The sequence below is a fragment of the Rahnella sp. CG8 genome, assembly GCF_023701875.1.
In the GTDB taxonomy this organism is placed as follows: Bacteria; Pseudomonadota; Gammaproteobacteria; order Enterobacterales; family Enterobacteriaceae; genus Rahnella; species Rahnella aceris.
Genome location: NZ_JABAED010000015.1, coordinates 79,855 through 98,497 on the forward strand (window position 1 = coordinate 79,855; position 18,643 = coordinate 98,497).

The 18,643-nt window shown below is 51.7% G+C and carries 16 protein-coding genes and 1 pseudogene; 5 read left to right on the top strand and 12 right to left on the bottom strand.

The genetic code is table 11. The features are described 5' to 3' along the window. Positions 1–25 precede the first annotated feature (25 nt). Positions 26–913 carry a LysR family transcriptional regulator gene (locus tag HGO41_RS15305; protein ID WP_013577978.1) on the top strand — a complete coding sequence of 296 codons (888 nt, stop codon included), beginning with the start codon at positions 26–28 and terminating at the stop codon, positions 911–913. A 398-nt stretch (positions 914–1,311) separates the two neighbouring features. Next, entirely contained in the window at positions 1,312–3,789 is a 2,478-nt protein-coding gene (locus tag HGO41_RS15310) for a membrane-bound PQQ-dependent dehydrogenase, glucose/quinate/shikimate family (protein WP_121019850.1), read from the top strand. Positions 3,790–3,852: 63 nt separating this feature from the next. Here the strand turns inward: HGO41_RS15310 and HGO41_RS15315 are convergent, their stop codons facing one another. Further along, the gene (locus tag HGO41_RS15315; protein WP_013577980.1) at positions 3,853–5,148 is read right to left on the bottom strand and encodes a type II toxin-antitoxin system HipA family toxin; all 1,296 of its coding nucleotides are present in this window, start codon (positions 5,146–5,148) and stop codon (positions 3,853–3,855) included. 3 nt (positions 5,149–5,151) lie between these two features. After that, positions 5,152–5,403 (bottom strand): helix-turn-helix domain-containing protein, encoded by a 252-nt coding sequence (locus HGO41_RS15320; RefSeq protein ID WP_013577981.1) that lies wholly within the window; start codon positions 5,401–5,403, stop codon positions 5,152–5,154. 207 nt (positions 5,404–5,610) lie between these two features. On the opposite strand from HGO41_RS15320, the gene HGO41_RS15325 reads away from it, so the two are divergent. Then, positions 5,611–6,321: a GntR family transcriptional regulator gene (locus HGO41_RS15325; protein ID WP_250981194.1), complete on the top strand. Its 711-nt coding sequence runs from the start codon at positions 5,611–5,613 to the stop codon at positions 6,319–6,321. Positions 6,322–6,331: 10 nt separating this feature from the next. Here the strand turns inward: HGO41_RS15325 and HGO41_RS15330 are convergent, their stop codons facing one another. Continuing rightward, positions 6,332–7,531, bottom strand: a complete 1,200-nt coding sequence (locus HGO41_RS15330) for an enolase C-terminal domain-like protein (RefSeq protein WP_112197112.1) — start codon at positions 7,529–7,531, stop codon at positions 6,332–6,334. Positions 7,532–7,855: 324 nt separating this feature from the next. Between HGO41_RS15330 and HGO41_RS15335 the strand changes: the two genes are divergently transcribed. Then, positions 7,856–9,256 (top strand): PTS transporter subunit EIIC, encoded by a 1,401-nt coding sequence (locus HGO41_RS15335; protein WP_250981200.1) that lies wholly within the window; start codon positions 7,856–7,858, stop codon positions 9,254–9,256. A gap of 6 nt (positions 9,257–9,262) precedes the next feature. On the opposite strand, the gene HGO41_RS15340 is transcribed toward HGO41_RS15335, so the two are convergent. Next, on the bottom strand, positions 9,263–10,135 hold the full coding sequence (locus tag HGO41_RS15340; RefSeq protein WP_112151483.1) for a fumarylacetoacetate hydrolase family protein: 873 nt from the start codon (positions 10,133–10,135) through the stop codon (positions 9,263–9,265). A gap of 158 nt (positions 10,136–10,293) precedes the next feature. On the opposite strand from HGO41_RS15340, the gene HGO41_RS15345 reads away from it, so the two are divergent. Then, positions 10,294–11,217, top strand: a complete 924-nt coding sequence (locus tag HGO41_RS15345) for a LysR family transcriptional regulator (RefSeq protein WP_013577986.1) — start codon at positions 10,294–10,296, stop codon at positions 11,215–11,217. Positions 11,218–11,235: 18 nt separating this feature from the next. On the opposite strand, the gene HGO41_RS15350 is transcribed toward HGO41_RS15345, so the two are convergent. The 8 genes and pseudogenes from HGO41_RS15350 to HGO41_RS15385 form a co-directional block, all read right to left on the bottom strand. Continuing rightward, entirely contained in the window at positions 11,236–12,201 is a 966-nt protein-coding gene (locus HGO41_RS15350) for an ABC transporter ATP-binding protein (protein WP_013577987.1), read from the bottom strand. Then, positions 12,198–13,202: an ABC transporter ATP-binding protein gene (locus HGO41_RS15355; RefSeq protein WP_250981195.1), complete on the bottom strand. Its 1,005-nt coding sequence runs from the start codon at positions 13,200–13,202 to the stop codon at positions 12,198–12,200. The genes HGO41_RS15350 and HGO41_RS15355 overlap by 4 nt, the downstream gene beginning before the upstream one ends. Continuing rightward, positions 13,199–14,146 (bottom strand): oligopeptide ABC transporter permease, encoded by a 948-nt coding sequence (opp4C, locus tag HGO41_RS15360; RefSeq protein ID WP_013577989.1) that lies wholly within the window; start codon positions 14,144–14,146, stop codon positions 13,199–13,201. Before opp4C ends, HGO41_RS15355 begins: the two co-directional genes overlap by 4 nt. Further along, a complete protein-coding gene (locus HGO41_RS15365) occupies positions 14,146–15,105 on the bottom strand; it encodes an ABC transporter permease (RefSeq protein ID WP_014416615.1) in 960 nt (319 codons plus the stop codon). Before HGO41_RS15365 ends, opp4C begins: the two co-directional genes overlap by 1 nt. A gap of 51 nt (positions 15,106–15,156) precedes the next feature. Further along, entirely contained in the window at positions 15,157–16,776 is a 1,620-nt protein-coding gene (locus HGO41_RS15370; RefSeq protein WP_223510035.1) for an ABC transporter substrate-binding protein, read from the bottom strand. A gap of 423 nt (positions 16,777–17,199) precedes the next feature. Beyond that, positions 17,200–17,421 (bottom strand): DNA-binding transcriptional regulator, encoded by a 222-nt coding sequence (locus tag HGO41_RS15375; RefSeq protein ID WP_014341711.1) that lies wholly within the window; start codon positions 17,419–17,421, stop codon positions 17,200–17,202. 94 nt (positions 17,422–17,515) lie between these two features. Beyond that, positions 17,516–17,732, bottom strand: a pseudogene (locus tag HGO41_RS15380) (phage late control D family protein); the annotation flags it as partial. A gap of 184 nt (positions 17,733–17,916) precedes the next feature. Beyond that, a complete protein-coding gene (locus tag HGO41_RS15385) occupies positions 17,917–18,408 on the bottom strand; it encodes an Hcp family type VI secretion system effector (RefSeq protein ID WP_121019854.1) in 492 nt (163 codons plus the stop codon). Between the last annotated feature and the right edge of the window lie 235 nt (positions 18,409–18,643).

Consider the following 18,643-nt stretch of genomic DNA (forward strand, 5'->3'; position numbering starts at 1 on the left):
AATGTTATGGATCTTGAGGATGCATATGAAAATTAATCCCAGACAGGTAGAAGCTTTTCACAAGGTGATCCTTACCGGTGGCATGACCGCCGCCGCCAATATGATGAACATTACGCAGCCTGCGGTCAGCCGCCTGATCCGCGATTTCGAATATGCGGTTGATCTGAAGCTGTTTGACCGCGACGGACGCGGGTTGATCCCGCGCGACGATGCCATCAAGTTGTATCGTGAAGTCGAGCGTTTGTATCTCGGACTTGAACATATTTCACGTATCGCCGACGAAATACGTCATTCAAAAGGCAGCGTTTTGCGCATTGGTACGGTTGCGGCGCTTTCCGCGCTGTGCGTCGAACACATTTTGCCGCCGCTGATTGAGAGTATTGACGATATCTCGCTGTTTCTGGATATCGAAAGCACGACGCACATCACCGATGTGGTGACCAGCAATCAGTACGACGTCGGGTTCATTTTCGGTAAGCCGGATGTGAAGGGGCTGGAAGCGGAAATGCTGGCGCGGGCCAATGCCGTTGCCGTGATGTCACCACGTCACCCGCTGGCCAAACAGAATGTCGTCACCGCGATGGATCTGACGCGTTACCGCCCTATTATACCCGGGCGCAAAACGCCGCTGCGTGAACAGCTCGATCAGGTGATGAGCCGCCTCGACTTATATATGAATAACCCGATTGAAACGTCGCTGAACAATTGTTGTGTGATGGCGGGGAATAATCTGGGTATCGGTGTGGTGGATTTCATCACGGCTCGCAGCCACAAAAGCGATATCGTGCTTAAGCCGTTTACGCCAGATATCAGCATCGCCTATCTCGCCGTTTTCCCGCCGCAGATCCCGAAAAGCCGTCTGGTGGAACATATCACCAAAGAAATGAAGACATTAATTGAAGGCTATTTGTAAAACTCCCCCGTCAGGTTCGCCAAAATCGTACCAGTGAGTCCAACGTGTTCCCCTTCTCCCCTTTATGGTGAGAAGTCTGCGGACGGCTGGTACGTTTAATTAGATGAAAAACGTATATCAAACACTTCAGTTATCAAAATAACGAATAAAACACTTTATTTTATTCTTTAAAATCAATGAATAAAATTTACCTGCATAAATAATAATCTAATCTATAATAATTTACCTAATTTCAAACTCTTCGTTACACATTCACAACCTCGATGAGAAGTATTACTCTTTGCGCGAAATTGTTCTATTTGGTTCATTTAATAACGGGTGGTCATTAAGTGGTACCAGCTTTTCATCAACAGTTCTCTACAACCTATTTTCTACAAACCAATGCAGTGAGATAAATCATGCCAACAACAAATAACAAGTGGACGTGGCTCCTCTGGTTACTGAGTGCGCTGATGGTCGTCATCGGCCTGACACTCGGTATCGGTGGTGCGTACCTGGCCACATTAGGAGGAAGCGTTTACTTCCTGCTGATGGGTCTGGCGCTCATCGTTTCCGCCGTTTTGATTTTTAAAGGTAAGCCGTCAGGCGCATGGCTGTATGCCGTGGCCTTTGTGCTTTCTATTATCTGGGCTGTCTGGGACGCGGGCTTCACGTTCTGGCCGCTGTTCTCCCGCCTGTTCACTTTCGGCGTGCTGGCTTTCCTGGTGGCACTGGCCTATCCGTTGCTTCAGGCACGCGCGGGCCTGGTGGTGCGTAAAGGGCCAGGCTTCTCGCTGGCGGCTGTTCTGGCCGTTGCGCTGATTGCCGCATTCGGTAATACCTTCGTGCCGACGCCAATCATCAGCGCCGACAGCGATCAGGTGCCGGTGAAACCGGTAGATAAAGGTGCAGAGCAGAAGAACTGGGAAAACTGGGGTAACACTACCGCTGGCGACCGTTTTGCTGCACTGGATCAGATCAACAAAACCAACGTGGATAAACTTCAGGTTGCGTGGATTGCCCATACCGGTGATATCCCACAGAGCAACGGCTCCGGCGCTGAAGACCAGAACACGCCGCTGCAAATCGGTGACAAGCTGTTTGTGTGTACCGCTTACAGCAAAGTGATCGCCCTGAATGTGGATGACGGTAAAAAGCTGTGGTCTTACGATTCCAACTCCACCGCACCTAACTGGCAGCGTTGCCGCGGGCTGGGCTATTACGAGAACAGCGCCGCCCCACAGGCTGCGGCGGCACAACCTGCCGCTGTGCCTGCTGCTGAACCGGCAAGCCCGACCGCTGCTTCAGAAGCCGCCGCGCCTGCCACTAACGCACCGCAAACGCCTGCTGCCACCGGCGGTACCGTCAGCGCCACCTGTGAACGTCGTCTGTTCCTGCCAACCATTGATGCCCGTCTGATCGCCATCAACGCCGACACCGGCAAGCCTTGCGCTGATTTCGGTGACAACGGCGTGGTGGATCTGAAAGTCGGCATGGGCGAAGTGAAACCTGGCTACTACCAGCAAACCTCTACCCCGCTGGTCGCGGGTAACGTGGTTGTCGTTGGCGGTCGCGTAGCGGATAACTTCTCTACCGGCGAACCTCCGGGCGTGGTGCGTGCATTCGACGTGCACACCGGCGCACTGGTGTGGGCATGGGATCCGGGTAATCCGAACATCACCAAACTGCCACCGGAAGGTCAGACTTATACCCGTGGTACGCCAAACGTCTGGTCGGCCATGTCCTACGATCCAAAACTGGGTCTGATTTACATGCCTACCGGTAACGCGACGCCAGACTTCTTCGGCGGCACGCGTACCGAGCTGGATGACAAATACAGTTCTTCTGTTGTTGCGGTAGATGTGGCCACCGGTAAAGTCCGCTGGACCTTCCAGACCACCCATCACGATCTGTGGGACTTCGACCTGCCGTCTCAGCCGCTGCTGTATGACCTGCCGGACGGGAAAGGTGGCAGCACGCCGGTTCTGGTGCAGACCTCCAAACAAGGCATGATCTTCATGCTGAACCGCGAAACCGGCCAGCCGGTCGCCAAAGTGGAAAACCGCGAAGTACCGCAGGGTAATGTCCCTGGCGAACGCTACTCCAAAACGCAGCCTTTCTCTGTCGGTATGCCAAACATCGGCAACCAGACGCTGAAAGAGTCTGATATGTGGGGCGCGACACCAATGGATCAGCTGCTGTGCCGCATCGAGTTTAAAGGCATGCGTCACCAGGGCGTTTACACGCCTCCGGGTCTGGATCGTTCCCTGCAATTCCCGGGTTCTCTGGGCGGCATGAACTGGGGCAGCGTCTCGGTTGACCCGAACAACGCCATCATGTTCGTGAATGATATGCGTCTGGGTCTGGCGAACTACATGGTTCCGCGTGCCCAGGTTCCGACCGGCGCGAGCGGCATCGAGATGGGGTTGGTACCGATGGACGGCACACCTTATGGCGCAGTCCGCGAGCGTTTCCTGTCTCCGCTGGGCATTCCTTGCCAGAAACCACCGTTCGGTACCATGTCTGCAGTGAACCTGAAAACCGGCAAAATCGTCTGGCAGGTGCCGGTCGGTACGGTGAAAGACACCGGTCCGCTGGGCATCAAAATGCGCATGCCAATGGAAGTCGGTATGCCAACGCTGGGCGCGAGCCTGTCAACGCAATCCGGCCTGCTGTTCTTCGCCGGTACGCAGGATTTCTATCTGCGCGCGTTCGATACCGCAAACGGTAAAGAAATCTGGAAATCCCGTCTGCCGGTCGGCAGCCAGTCTGGCCCGATGACCTACGTTTCACCGAAAACCGGTAAACAGTACATCATCATCAGCGCCGGTGGCGCACGTCAGTCCGCAGAACGCGGCGACTACGTGATCGCCTACGCACTGCCTGATCAGAAGTAAGATTTAGCAGTCAATGACAAAGCCCGCCGGTGCAGACCGGCGGGCTTTTTTTTATTGAAGAGATTAAGGCAAACGTGCAGCCTGATGGCGCAGGCCTGCAAAAATTGCATCACTGATTTTTGCCGGAAAATTAGCAGGTATTATTGCTTCAACATCTGCAATCACCTGCTCAGTTTTTTCCTTCATTTCCGTCATCATCGCAGAGACGTTTTCTTTCGAGTACTCGACCCGTTGCGCCGTCGTCACAAAATGGCGGGGAAGAATTCTGTCCCAATGAAAATGCCGGTTTTTCCCTAATACAGCCATCGCCATTTTGGCTTTCTTCGCCGGAATTCCTTGCAGATGCATCAGAGGAAATGCTGACATCACGTCATAAAACGGTGTCATGCGGTATGCGCTGCCCGGCTCGATATAAACACTGAAATTCTTAGCATGACCGTCAATGGCGGCCAGCATCCAGAAGAGGATCTGGCTTTTAAAGAACATATCCCTGTCCGCCCCCGCCCGTTGAGAACCCAGTAAAAGCTTCATTGCGCGTGCAATTCCGGGGCCGCCATCAGATTCATACTTCAATGCGGGAGCAACACCCAGCGCCTGACAAAAATCTTCCTGAGGTAAACGCATCAGCCAGGATCCATCCTGCGACCAGCGGCGGTCAAAACGCTCAACGACCAACACCTTCTGAGCGCCAAAACTGGCAATCTCAGACCGTGCAACAGGAAATCCAAATTTTTCGGCTATCTTCAGACACAACCATTCATTCTCCACGCTCTCGCTGAGATCAATGCCATTGTTAGCGATATAACCAATAGGAAGTTTAAGGATATGGCTGGTAGGCGTACTTCCCTGCGGGCGATGCCACTGGTCGCGATACCAGAGCAAAGCCGTTTTTTCCTGTGCACCGGCCAGAGAAATTCGAAAGTCTTCAATGTCAGCTTCCATGCCCAAAGGTGCATCCTTATATCCCTGCAGAAGCTGCTCAATATCCTTTTCGCCAAGCGGTTGGGCATGAATTTCCGTGACAGGTGCAACCTGATCACCTTCAGGATAGAGCTGGATCGCACCGACACAGTCACCACCGATCCGCGAAAGCAAATCGAAAGGCTGCTTCGTCGGGATGTGGAAACGTGCCTGAATACGGCTGCGTATCTGTTCGTTATCGGGTAGAAGATTGTCAAAAAAGTTGTATACCACTGCGCCACGGAATTTATCTGCCTGAAGAGGTAATGATAATGAAATGGCGCGGGCTCCGGGGCGATCGAGCCAGCTTTGATGGTAAACAAATGACATTTCACCACTGCCGCCTTTTTCCAGGGTACCGACAGCAATGCCATTTAATGCGAGCGTTAACTTATCCATGTATTACCACTCCTGATCCCAGGTACACTTTTCCTGCGGATTGCTATCCCTTGGCGTGATCTGTAGCTCTAAATCCAGCGCCGCCAATAATTTGAACAGTGTTTCCAGACGGGTACCGTCCGGATAATTTTCGAACTCAGAAACCGTAGACTGCTTCAGGCCAATGGTTTCAGCCGTTTTACTTTGGCTGAGTTTGCGCTTTTTTCGCTCATTACGCAGCGCATTGGCGAGCATTTTTGCAGATGTAATGTTCATATTATCCTCCCTGGCGGATAATCTCAGTGTATCCCTTGTAAGGGATAAATCAACTTTTATCCCTTAAAGCAAATAAAATTAAAATATCCCTTTTAGGGGATAATACAGCCTGAAAGCTGTAAAAGATAAATACAGTTTATACGCTGTAATTTGCCCGCTACCGCCTCCTCATGCTCAAATACCTGTTCCACGCACGGATGAAACCTCATGAAAAAAAGCGAATTTATCGCTCAGGATTTACTGAGCAAGATTTATCAGAACAGCGGATCGCTGCCGGAGAAGTTACCACCGGAGCGCCAGTTAGCGGAAGAATACGGGGTTTCGCGCTTTACCGTGCGCAAGGCGCTGGAAAAACTGGTGAGCATCGGGGCGGTGCGCATTGTGCAGGGCTCGGGAATTTACATTAATCCCGGCGTGAGCAGTAATCCGCTGGTGTACAACTCGATCACCGAAAAGAAATTCGCCGAGATCAGCTTTAAAATGCTGGAGCTGCACAAGCGGCGGCCGGATAAAGAAGAGCAGCAGGTTTTCGATCTGAATGTGGATGATTTTATCTGGGCATTCATCCGTTTGCGGCGTATCAGCCAGCGCAACGTACAGATTGAATACTCCCGTATGCCTGCCCGTGAATTTGGTGATCTGAATCAGAAGACCATCGAACATTCCATTCAGCAATATGTTCTGAGCAAGGGCTATGCGATTTCACATTCCCTCACCCGCTATCAGGCGGTGACAGTCAATAAAGAACAGGCGCACATCCTGGGATGTAAAAAAGGCATTGCCGCCATGCACATTACCAACAGAGGCATTTTGCAGGGCGGCAAAGTTTATGCGTTCAGCGACATTATCGACATCGATTATTCCTGTACCTACGTCATCCCGTTTAATCAGGACAATCTGGCTTTCCGCCAGAAGTAACACCCTGTTGTCAGGGCGTGTGGATCACGCCGTCCGGCAGGCGGCTTTGCGTCCATTCATGCGGACGGTACACCACCGGAAATTCAGCCGCAGCCTGGCTGTTAAAGCCCACACCAATGCCCGCTTCTTCTCCCGGATAGAAATACCCGTTCTCCGGTGCCCGTGCGCCCGGAAAGACCTGCTGCGTGTTAGCCGGATACGCGACAAATTCCTGAATTGCCGCATTATGCAGATGAATATTCAGATGCGTATTCACGGCTGCACCAATCGGCGTCATATCAGGCGGACAATGCCACGCCAGTCGCACGCCAAAGCTCTGACAGAAATGCGCCAGTTTTAATGCCGGTGTGATACCGCCGATTTGCGAAACATGGCAGCGGATAAAGTCTATGCGGCGGTTAATAACCAGATCTTTCCATTCCGCCGGATTATTAAATAATTCACCGGTCGCCAGCGGCACCGCAGTCTGGCTGCGGATTTGCGCCAGCCATTCGTTCTGGTCCGGCGGCAGAATATCTTCGATAAAGTAAGGCCGGTACTGCTCGACGGCTTTGGCGAACTGCACCGCCTGCTGCGGGAACAGCCGTTCGTGAACGTCGTGCAGAATGTGGAACTGATTGCCGTATTTTTCACGCAGCGCTTTGAACATCGCCAGCGTGTTGTCGATGTACTGATCCTGATCGTAATACGCACCCGCCGTCGGTTGGCGGGTGCTGTGGAAATCACGCGCATTACCGCCGTAAAAACCTAGCTGGCAGCGGATATGGCGGTAACCTTCCGCCAGTAAACGATCCACTTCACCGTACAATTCTTCCAGCGTTTCACCGGCCGCATGGCTGTAGGCCGTGACGGCATCTTTCGATTTACCGCCAAACAGATGATACAGCGGCATATCTGCCAGCTTGCCTTTGATATCCCACAGCGCCATATCAATGCCCGCAATGGCGTTATTGATCACCGGTCCGTTACGCCAGTAAGCGTTCACCATCATCATCTGCCACAAATCTTCGATGTGATTGGCATCGCGGCCGATCAAAAGCGGTTTGAGATATTCATCCACCATCAGTTTGACCGCCAGCGGGCGCTGCTGGAATGTCGCGCAGCCCAGACCGAAAATACCACGATCAGTTTCAATTCTGACCACCACTAAATTATGACGATCAGGGCGCGTTATCTGACATTCGATATGAGTAATCAGCACAGGCTGCATGATAAATCCTTAATAAAGACCGTAATTCCTTTTCACAAAAAGGCGGCGGGAATATTCGTATAGAGGTTATTTCAACGTATTTTCATCCTGCTTGTAAACCTAAAATTCAGGCTTTTATTTTGGTTTGAAAGCATGGCTGAATATCACAAAAAAACAGACCAATTTAACCATGATGCACTAAACCCGCACCGATCAGTGAAGTTCTGTGACGGGGATCCTGTTTTATTGGTTTGTTTTTAAAAATATCCCTCATTACACTCCTCTTCACTCAAATAAAGAATAATTGATTTTTTCGTCGCGGGGTTTAGGGTGAATACAGAAATAATGCTCTCGGTAATTAAACTGGTGGGCGGTGCGGGAAATATTAATAAAGTCTGGCACTGCATGACCCGCCTGCGTTTTGATTTACGCGACGAAAATAAAGTGGCCTGGGATGAGATTAAAAATCTGCCCGGCGTGCTCGGCGCGCAAAGCCAGAGTGATCAGGTGCAAATCATCATCGGACCAAAGGTGAATGTCTGGTACGAGGCCATCGTGTCGCAACTGGATCCGGTGAGCGGCAACGCCGAAACACCAACAGGAAATGTTTCCACAAAAGGAAGAAAAAGCCTGGTATCGATGTTCATGGATACCGTCTCCGGCGTGTTCGGCCCGATCGTTCCGGCCATTGCGGGCGCGGGGATGATTAAAGGTTTACTGGCCGGACTGATTGCCCTGAAAGTCATATCGGCCAAAAGCGAAACCGTGATGATCATCGATTTGATCGCCAGCGGCGTTTTTTACTTCCTGCCGTTTTTCCTCGCGGTTTCTGCGGCGAAGATCTTCAAAACCAATGAATATCTGGCCGCTGCCGTAGCCGCCTGCCTGATGTACCCGACGCTGATGGACGCGGCGAAAGCACTCACCAGCCACACGGCCGGGGCACCGACCGCGCTGTACTTTATGGATGTGCTGCCAGTGTCTGTTTTCAACTATTCGGCCAGTGTGATTCCGGTGATTTTCTCGGTGCTGGCGCTGAGTTATATCCATCGCTGGGTAGATAAAATCATGCCGGATGTGCTGAAAACCGTCTTTACGCCGACGCTGACCTTGTTTATCGCAGCGCTGGTATCACTGACGCTGATTGGTCCGGCGGGGATTTATCTCGGTAAGTTGCTGGCGTTTGGCATCCAGGGATTGTTCGATGTATCGGCGGTGTTTGCGGGCTTTATTGTCGGCGCGATCCGCCCGGTGGCGATCCTCACCGGCATGCATCACGCCATGACACCAATTGCCTTGCAGAACTTTACCGATCAGGGCTGGGACATGCTGATGCCGATGATGTTTATGGCCAACATGGCGATTGCCGGATCCACCTTTGCGATTTATTTCCACGTTAAAACCCGTGAACAAAAATCCGTGGTGCTCTCTGCGGCGATTTCCGGCTTGCTGGGGATCACCGAACCGGCATTATTCGGCGTGCTGACGCGCTACAAAAAAGCCTTTATCGCCACCACCATCAGCAGTTCCGTGGCGTCGGCATTTATCGCGTTCTTCGGAGTGCGTTTGTACGGCTATATTCTGTCGAGCATTTTCAGCCTGCCCGCCTACATCGGTCCCTATTTCATTTACATTCTGATGGGCGTAGTGCTGTCACTGGGGCTGTCGTTTACGCTGACCTACCTGATGGTCGTCAAAAACAAAGGCACCGAACAATCGGTGCCTTTGGTGAATCAAACGCGCTGAGATTTATCAGGCCGCTGTCTTTGAATGCGTAAGCTCAGACAACGGTGCATTCTGAATAAGATTGGTCAGACGCCCGATATTTTCGATTTCCACTTCAATCTTGTCATTCTCATGCAGGAACAACGGCGGTACGCGGGTTTTACCCACACCGCCCGGTGAACCGGTCATGATCACATCGCCCGGAGAAAGCTGGGTGAAGGTGCTGATGTAGGCAATCATCTGCGGAATGGTGTGCACCATATTGGCTGTGGTGTCGTCCTGCACCAGCCGGTCATTCAGCCAGGTTTTGATACTCAGATTTTGCGGGTCGCCGACTTCATCCGGCGTCACCATCCACGGGCCAAATGCGCCTGTCGATGGCCAGTTTTTACCTGCGGTATACCATTTATGCTGCCAGTCGCGTACTGAACCATCCATATAGCAGCTGTAACCAGCGACAAAATCGAGTGCGTTTTCTGCTGAAATATTGCGGCCCGTGCGGCCGATAATAATCGCCAGTTCGCCTTCATAATCAAACTGCTCAGAAGAAGCCGGTTTAATGATGGTGCCGTTGTGACCGACCTGCGAATCCGCGAAGCGGACAAACAATGTCGGCGCGTCGCTGGTTTCATTAAATTCTTTGCGTTTTTCCGCGTAGTTCATGCCCACGCCGAAAATTTTGCCCGGCCTGTCGATAACCGGCAGGAAACTGATGTCATTCAGTTGAAGATCCGCAGGGGACTCAACATAGCGTTGCAGTTCTGCAAGTGAATGGCGTGCCATGAATTCGTTAATATCGCGGCATCCTGAGTGACTGCCGACGTCGACAATCCCCTCTTTTTGGTAGATACCGAAGCTTTTGGTGTGGTCTTTATTGATGGTGAAATTAACAATTTTCATAGATGCACTTAGATTCTTATTTTACTTAAAACAGGTAAATTCGCTGGCGTTCGTGTTGCGAAAACGGCGTGCCGGTCACAACGTTGGCGTGATTATTGACCCTGCCTCTCATGCCTTCTACTATATTTTATTATCAAATTGATGAATTTCAGGAATCAATGTTAAATAACAGAGACTTAGAGTATTTCGTGACGGCTGCGCAGATAATGAATTTGAGACTTGCGTCACAAAATTTAAATATAACTCAGCCTGCGCTTTCGAAATCCATCACCCGTTTAGAGAAAGAACTGAACATCAAACTGTTCAAACGGGCAGGTCGCGGGCTGGAACTGACCGAGGCGGGACGGGTGCTTTATCAGCGTGGTTTAGCGCTGCAAAGTTCCTATCTTGAGCTTGGGGAAATCATGAATGAACTGAGCAGCGGCGCGGGCGGTATCGTTCGCGTGGGTGTCTCAGGTTCTGCGACACAATTCTTACTGCCTGAAATCTGTAAAATGCTGCAATCGCAGGTGCCGAATATGAAACTGGAAATCCAGATCGGCATGAACGATGTGCTTTTTACGTTGCTGGAACGTCATGCGATCGATGTGATCATCGGTCCGCTGGTCAACTACGACAGCCCGGTGGTGCAGTTGCCGGTAACCGCCGACCGGGTGATCGTCGCCGCGTCACGCGATCACCCGCTGGCCGGTAAACCCGCCAGCCTGCGTGAACTCAGCCGTTATGGCTGGATTTTACCGGCGAAAACCGTGTCGATGCGCCAGTGGCTGGATAAAATGTTCTATGAAAATCATTGCTCACCGCCAGACGTGAAAGTGGAAATCAGCTCACTGGCGTCGGTGCCGGGGCTGATTGCGAAAAGCGGATTGCTGAGCTTTTTGTCGGAGAATATTCTGGTCGAAGAAGAATTCCTTTCGCGGCTGATCCGTATCGATAACGACCAGTTAGTGATGGAACGCCGGGTCGGGATCACCTGGCTGGAAGGTGCGTTTCTTTCACCGGCCACACAGAAAGTGATCGACGTGACCAAAAGCGTTGGGCAAAAAATGCAGATGGAGGCCCGCCGGATCATGGAAGACTGAAATCCGGCGGGCTTGTTTTTACACCAGATGGCAGGCCACGTGATGACCGCTTTCTACCTCACGCAGTAACGGAATTTCTTTATGACAACGGTCGGTTGCACACGGGCAGCGGGTATGGAAACGACAACCGGCAGGCGGTTTTGACGGATCCGGAATTTCACCACTGACCATCGCCACCGGCTCACTGTCCGGATCCAGCGTCGGCACCGCCGCCAGCAGCGCCTGCGTATACGGATGCAGGGGCTGACAGAACAACGCATCACGGCTGGCCGTTTCCACTAACTGGCCGAGATACATCACCGCCACGTCATCACACAGATGTTCCACCACGCCGAGATCGTGCGAGATAAACAGAAACGTCACGCCGTGATCGTCACGTAAATCCGCGAACAAATTAATGATCTGCGCCTGAATCGACACGTCCAGCGCCGAAATGGGTTCATCGGCAATAATGAAATCGGGTTGCAGGATCAGTGCGCGGGCGATGCCGATACGCTGGCGCTGACCGCCGGAAAACTCATGCGGGAAACGGTTGTAATGCAGCGGCGACAGCCCGCAGATCTTCATCACCTCCACCACTTTCCCGTGCAGTTGCGCCCGCGTACACAGCTTGTGTTCCAGCATCGCTTCACCGATAGCATCACCAATGCGGATGCGCGGGTTCAGCGAACTGTAAGGATCCTGAAAGACCAGCTGGATTTTCGGGCGTAACGCTTTCAGTTGCTTAGGTTTCAGTCCGTGCAGGTCTTCGCCACGAAATTTTACGCTGCCCGCCGTTTTGTCATACAGCCCCAGCAACGTGCGTCCTACGGTGGTTTTACCGCTGCCGGATTCACCGACCAGCCCAAAAATCGTGCCCTTGCGGATGTTAAAACTGACGCCATCCACGGCCCGCAACTGCCCGGTTTCCTGTCCGAATACGCCGTCACGGATCGGGAAATACTTTTTCAGGCCATCCACTTCAATCAGATATTCAGCACTCATGGCTGTAACCCCCAGTTTTCCTTCTCACTGACCGCGTTCAGTCCGCTATAAAAACATGCGGCCTGCCGGAACTGACCTTCCAGCGGCGGAATGCCCTGGCGACATCTTTCCGTGGCGCGGGAACAGCGTTCGGTGAATGCGCAGTAAGGCGGCAGCGCGACCAGATCCGGTACCTGACCGGGAATGGAATACAAGCGGCGGCGGCGTTCGCCCGGTGTCGGCCTCGAGGCAATAAGTCCCTGGGTATACGGATGTAGCGGATTGCGCAGCACATCGGCGGTCGCCCCCTGCTCGACAATTTTACCGGCGTACATCACGACCACGTGGTCGGCCATCTGCGCGATCACGCCCAAATCATGAGTGATCAGCATCAGTGCCATATGATTTTGCTGCGCCTGTTCACGTAATAAACGCAGGATCTGCGCCTGTACGGTGACGTCCAGTGCAGTGGTGGGCTCGTCAGCAATCAGCAACTGCGGCTTACAGCTCAGCGCCATCGCAATCATGATGCGCTGTAACATACCGCCCGAAAGCTGATGCGGATAACTGGTCATCAGGCTTTCCGCACGCGCCAGCCCGACGTTGGTGATCATCTCCGTCGCATGTGCCCACGCCAGTTTCGGCGATTCACGGCGGTGGCGGATCAGCGGCTCGACAAGTTGCTCACCGAGGGTCAGCACCGGATTCAGCGCGGTCATGGGTTCCTGAAAGATCATCGCCAGCTGGTTACCGCGCAAATCCGCCATTTGTGACGGCCGCAGTTTAAGCAGGTCACGCCCCTGAAACAGAATTTCACCGCCATCAATACGTGCGGCCTGTGGCGGTAACAGCCCCATCAGCGACATCGCCGTGACACTTTTCCCGCAGCCGGATTCCCCGACAATACCGACAGTTTGACCTGCCTGAACGTCAAAGGTGACATCCTGTACCGCGCGCACACGGCCCTGATCGCTGGAGAACGACAGCGAAAGCTGATTAAAACGGATCAACGGTTGTGTCATTTTTTGCTCCGTTTCAGTTTTGGATCGAGCGCGTCACGCAGCCCATCACCCAGCACGTTAATCGCAATCACCGTAATAAAGATCGCCACGCCAGGCGGCATCCACAACCACGGGCGACGCTGGAAGTCGATCAGACTGTTCGCCGCATCCATCATATTTCCCCAAGACGGCGTCGGCGGCACCACGCCTAATCCCAGATAGCTGAGTGCAGACTCGCTGAGAATGGCGTTCGCCACGGCCATCGTGGCCATCACCACCAGAATTGGCACCGTGTTTGGCAGTAAATGACCGAACAGCCGACGGCGTGAAGACAAGCCGAGCACCTGTGTCGCCAGCATGAAATCACGTTCACGCAGGGAGAGAATTTGCCCGCGCACCAGACGTGCCAGCTTCGGCCATTCCAGCAAACTGAGCATCACGATCACCATGTACACACGGGAATCCGGCGAAAAATCCAGTTCAGAAAGCATCGCGCCCATCACGATCAGCAGCGGCAGGCTCGGAATAGTCATCACCAGATCAGCAAAACGCATGATGATTTTATCAGTCACACCACCGAGATAGCCGGACACCGCGCCCATGAGATACCCGAGTGTCACAGACAGCAACATGGTCAGCATGCCGATAATCAGCGAGATGCGCCCCGCCAGCAGCAGCCGCGTATAGACATCACGCCCGAGAAAATCGGTACCCAGCCAGTGTTCTGCATTCGGCGCTTTGTTGATCATCAGCGCATCAGTGGCATCATCGCGCCAGGGAGAATAGTAAGGACCCGCTATGCACCAGACGGCCATAACCAGCAGCAGAACTAAGCAAAACATTGCCAGCCGGTTTTGGCGCAACGCCCGCCAGGCCTGTCGCCAGGGTGACGGTGTCACCTGAGCCAGCACCGGAATTTGCGCTTCGCGCAGACGGCGGTTGGTTGAAAATAAAGAGCCAAACATTACGACCTCACACGGATACGCGGATCAGCCCACGCATACAACACGTCGGCAATCAGATTGCCAAGAATGGTCAAAACCGCCAGAAACAGCGTGAACCCCATCAGTACCGGGTAATCACGCGCTGCCAGTGAATCAATATGAATGTGCCCTGCACCCGGCCAGTTGAAAACTTTTTCGGTGATCAGCGCCCCGGAAAACAGCCCCGGCAACTCAAATCCGAGCAGCGTAATAATTGGCAGCAGCGCGTTTCTCAACGCGTGTTTGAGGATAACCGTGCGTTCACGAAGCCCTTTGGCACGCGCGGTACGGATGAAATCCATCCGCACGACGTCCAGCATACTGGCGCGAAAATAACGCGTCAGGCTGCCCGCCTGCAGCATCACCAGCGCAACGACCGGCAACACCAGATGCGCGGCCACCTGCATCACCCACGCCCAGCCGGTCGCATCACTGCCGGTGTTAGTCATCCCACCCACCGGCAGCCAGTGCAAATCAACGGCAAACCATTTGATCAGCAGAAGACAGAGGAAAAACGTCGGGAAGGACATCGCGGCGAAAATGATCACACTCACCACATGATCGAACAGGGAATAAGGCTTCATCGCCGAGACAATGCCAACTGCCAGCGCGATCCCCCAGTACAACACCATCGCAATGGTCGCAAGCAGGAAGGAATTCCAGATGTACTGATTCAGCAACTGGCTGACCGGGATCTGATATTGCAACGAAAAACCCAGATCCCCCCGCAACAGATTCCCCAGCCAGTGCAGATAGCGGCTGAGCAGCGGTTGATCAAGGCCATATAAGGCTTTCAGTTCAGCAGCGCGTTGTGCAGTCAGCGTAATATTACCATCGATAAAATCACCCGGCGTTTTGGCAAACAGCATGAAAATCAGCAGCGAAGCGAGGAACAACATCGGAATGGTTTGAAGTAAACGACGCAGAATGAAATTTCTCATGACTTTCTCATTGAAGCTGCCGGAAGATCCCGGCAGCGGCGTTATTTCTGATTATTTTACAATTTTGACATCCGGCAGACTGCCGGTCAGGCCGTTGTAGATGTCCGGTTTAAAACCGGTCACGCGGGCGCTGCTGGCTGAAAGAATTTTGCGGTTACCGAGCAGGATCGCCGGCGGATCGTTTGCCAGCACTTTGTACAGCTCGTGGTAAATCGGCTTACGCTTTTCGATATCCAGTGTCGCGTTCCCTTCGTTGATCAGCTTATCGACTTCAGGGTTGTTGTAGCCGGATTCGGTAGCCTCGGTGCTGTAATAATCCCACACGCCATCGTGCGGATCGTTAAGCGTGCTGGTGCTGAACGAGGCCAGATCGTAATTACCCGCTTTACGCTGTGACATCAGGGCGTTGAAGTCCACAACCTGCGGTTTCAGCAATACGCCAATTTTCTGATAGTCTTCTTTTGCGATCGGGATCAGCGCATCGTTCAGCACTTTTTTGCTGACCAGCAGCGTCAGTTCGAGACGTTTACCGTCTTTCACACGAATACCATCACCGCCAACTTTCCACCCTGCTTCATCCAGCAATTTATTGGCCTGCGCCGGATCGAATTTATAGGGATTCACGCCATCAGTGTTGTACGCCCAGGAGATAGGCGCGATCGGCTCAATCGCCACAGAGCCGTAACCCTGATAAACCACGTCGATCAGTTTCTGGCGATCCAGCCCGTAGATCAGCGCCTGACGCACTTTCACATCCTGCAACGCAGGGCGGTGAACGTTAAATTCAATTTTGCTGTAATCGCTGGATCCGTACAGGTTGATGTTGGCAAAGCCGAGCATTTTCAGCTGCTCGATGTCATCCGGTCGGGAAGTGAAGGCATCGTAATCAGTATCGCCGGTCTGGAATAACTGGAAGTTAGTCGACGGATTGGTCACGCGATAGATAAAGCGCGGAGTCGGCGGTACGCCGCGATAATAATTGGTGTTGGCGTGGAAACGGATCTCCTGCCCCGGGATGTACTTATCGTACACATACGGGCCATTACCCAACGGTTTGCCATGCAGCGTGCGCAGGTAATCGAGATTTCCTCGCTGATAGCCTTTGCCGTAATACGCTTTCGACAGCACCGGCCCGCCGATTTTTTGCAACGTGGTGGCTCCCGGCTGAGTGGTGGTGACCTGCAACGTCAACGGGTCAATCACTTTCAGACCATTGATGCTGTCCGCCTTGCCCTGCTTATATTCATCACCACCGGCAATGTGTGCCAGCGTGATATCGGTATCACCATCGTATTTCGGGTCATACAACACCGTCAGCGTGAACGCGACGTCTTCTGCAGTCAGTGGTGAACCGTCACTGAATTTCAGGTCAGGACGTAGTTTGATGGTATAGGTTTTGCCATCCGGGCTGACGGTCCAGCTTTGCGCCAAGCCGGGAACCAGCTTGCCCTGGCTGTCCCAGTCAATCAGACGGGCGAAAATCACGTTAGTGACATTTTCATCCCAGCCGTTGACGAAGAAATACGGGTTAAAAATCCCCTGAGGTTCGGAGATCCCGGCGATCACTGTATCAGTGCGCAGTTTTGCAGCCGCAGGAATCTGGCTGACATCTGTTGCCGGTGTGATGCCTTCCTTTAATACATCATCAGCGAATGCAAAAGAAGACAGCATCACGGCGCTGGCCAGTAATGCGATTTTGAAAGAAGCAGTACGGTGCGCGCGTTGTGCGGCTGGCGCGAATGCAGAGCGTAATAACGTAGCCAAAAGACATCCTCATCATAAGTGTGCAAACGGTTTACAAAACATGACAAAGAGTAAGGATGCCGTTTACCCTTGTCTAACAACGAAAAAATATGGCTTATAGCTATTTTTTATTTCTTAATGCCAAAAAATAACTTCAAATAATCAAGTTAAATTCAATAAATTCATAATGTTATTTTTTGATTAATTAAGTTGATTTTTAGCTATACGCTTTATGATGGCGATGAAATGGCGGTAGAGCTAACGCCCTCCTTAATGCGGCGAACAATCACAGCCTGTAATCATTGATAAGGCACAATAGACAAGAAACCCGCCATTGGCGGGTTTCTTGTTTTAGTGCATCTGTAGAGATTGCTGCTGATGTTTGTCCGGATGCAACTGCACGGCGTGAACCGTCCCAGGCTCAACAATGATGTCCGCAATCGACTCATGAGTTTTAAACGTGCAACTGCAATTAATATTCTGACACTGATGATAACGCTCTTTGGTGTTGAGGCTCAGGTAACGGCTGGAACGGGCGTGAGCGGCGTGCTGGCATTTCGGGCAGTGCATCATAATAATCACCATGTGATCATTTTAATCAGATACAATCATTGTATGTCATTCGCTAAAACATACATCTGACATTACAGTGATTTACATATTCAGCTTATTCAGCACCGTCGCTTTCCGTCGCCTCATAACTCACATCCGACAGCAATACTTCCAGATTCAACATCGTCACAAATCTGCTGCTGTCCAGGTTGTGTGTCACCTTGCTGATTAGCCAGGGCTGCGCGTCGATCACGGATTTAAAACCCGACACCGCGCTGGAGTTTGTCCCCTTTTGCCTGGGCTGCACGCATGGCGGCCTTTTGCGTGGCGTAGGCGCAGAAAGCGGCGCTGGCGGAATAATTTTTTAAGGCGACGGAGAAGTCGCTTTAAAAATAGCTTAAAAATATGAAATAAAAGGATTTATTTCTAGTAGCGTCCACATCGTGACCATGTCGATACTAAAAGCCCCGTTCACATGTACGGGGCTTTTTTATGAATTAGCCACAGTACATATTTTTATGCGGTATGACGTTCGTTCCAAGAGTCTGCAAATTGAATGTTTCCATCAACAATGCGCCAAGTTATTTTTTCATACTGCAAACTGACACTCTCGACATGGTTCATTTTATCGTTGCCTGCTAATTTCACATTGGGCACTCCGCAGTTAACGCCAGTAATTTTTACATTTTCCATCAATACGGTGTAATAACAAACTTCTTGTCCTGCGTCGTTAATATGATAGAAACAAATTTCCGCGCTTTTTAGCGTCTGACCAGTGGCTGCCGCTTTATACAGATAAGGTGTTGAGCTATCAACGTCCTTTTCAATCATCATGGATGAATGCTGGCGCGTGCCTGTTATTTTGCCGTTTGCATTGTCCACTGGTAAGTTAATGCCATGACTTAATCCAATGATTTCAATACTTCCTTCGCGATCCTTAACGTCTACAGACCCTTTGATATCGGCACCGCCATCGTCTTTAAGCCACATGTATGGAGGAATTGGCATTTTATTTGTTCCTTATTTTTGTGATTAACTTCATTGTTAAAATGTAAATTAGAGTTGTGACAGAAAAAACCGTGATTACGGAGATGTAAAAGTACAGGTCATAAAAATTATCTGCCCCAATCTCACCAGCACCATAAATCATATGGCCTATGTAGCTTGCTAAACTATGATCAAACCATACTTCAGGATTTCCCAATGTACGACCAACAACCAGTGACAAAAGAATATAGAAAGT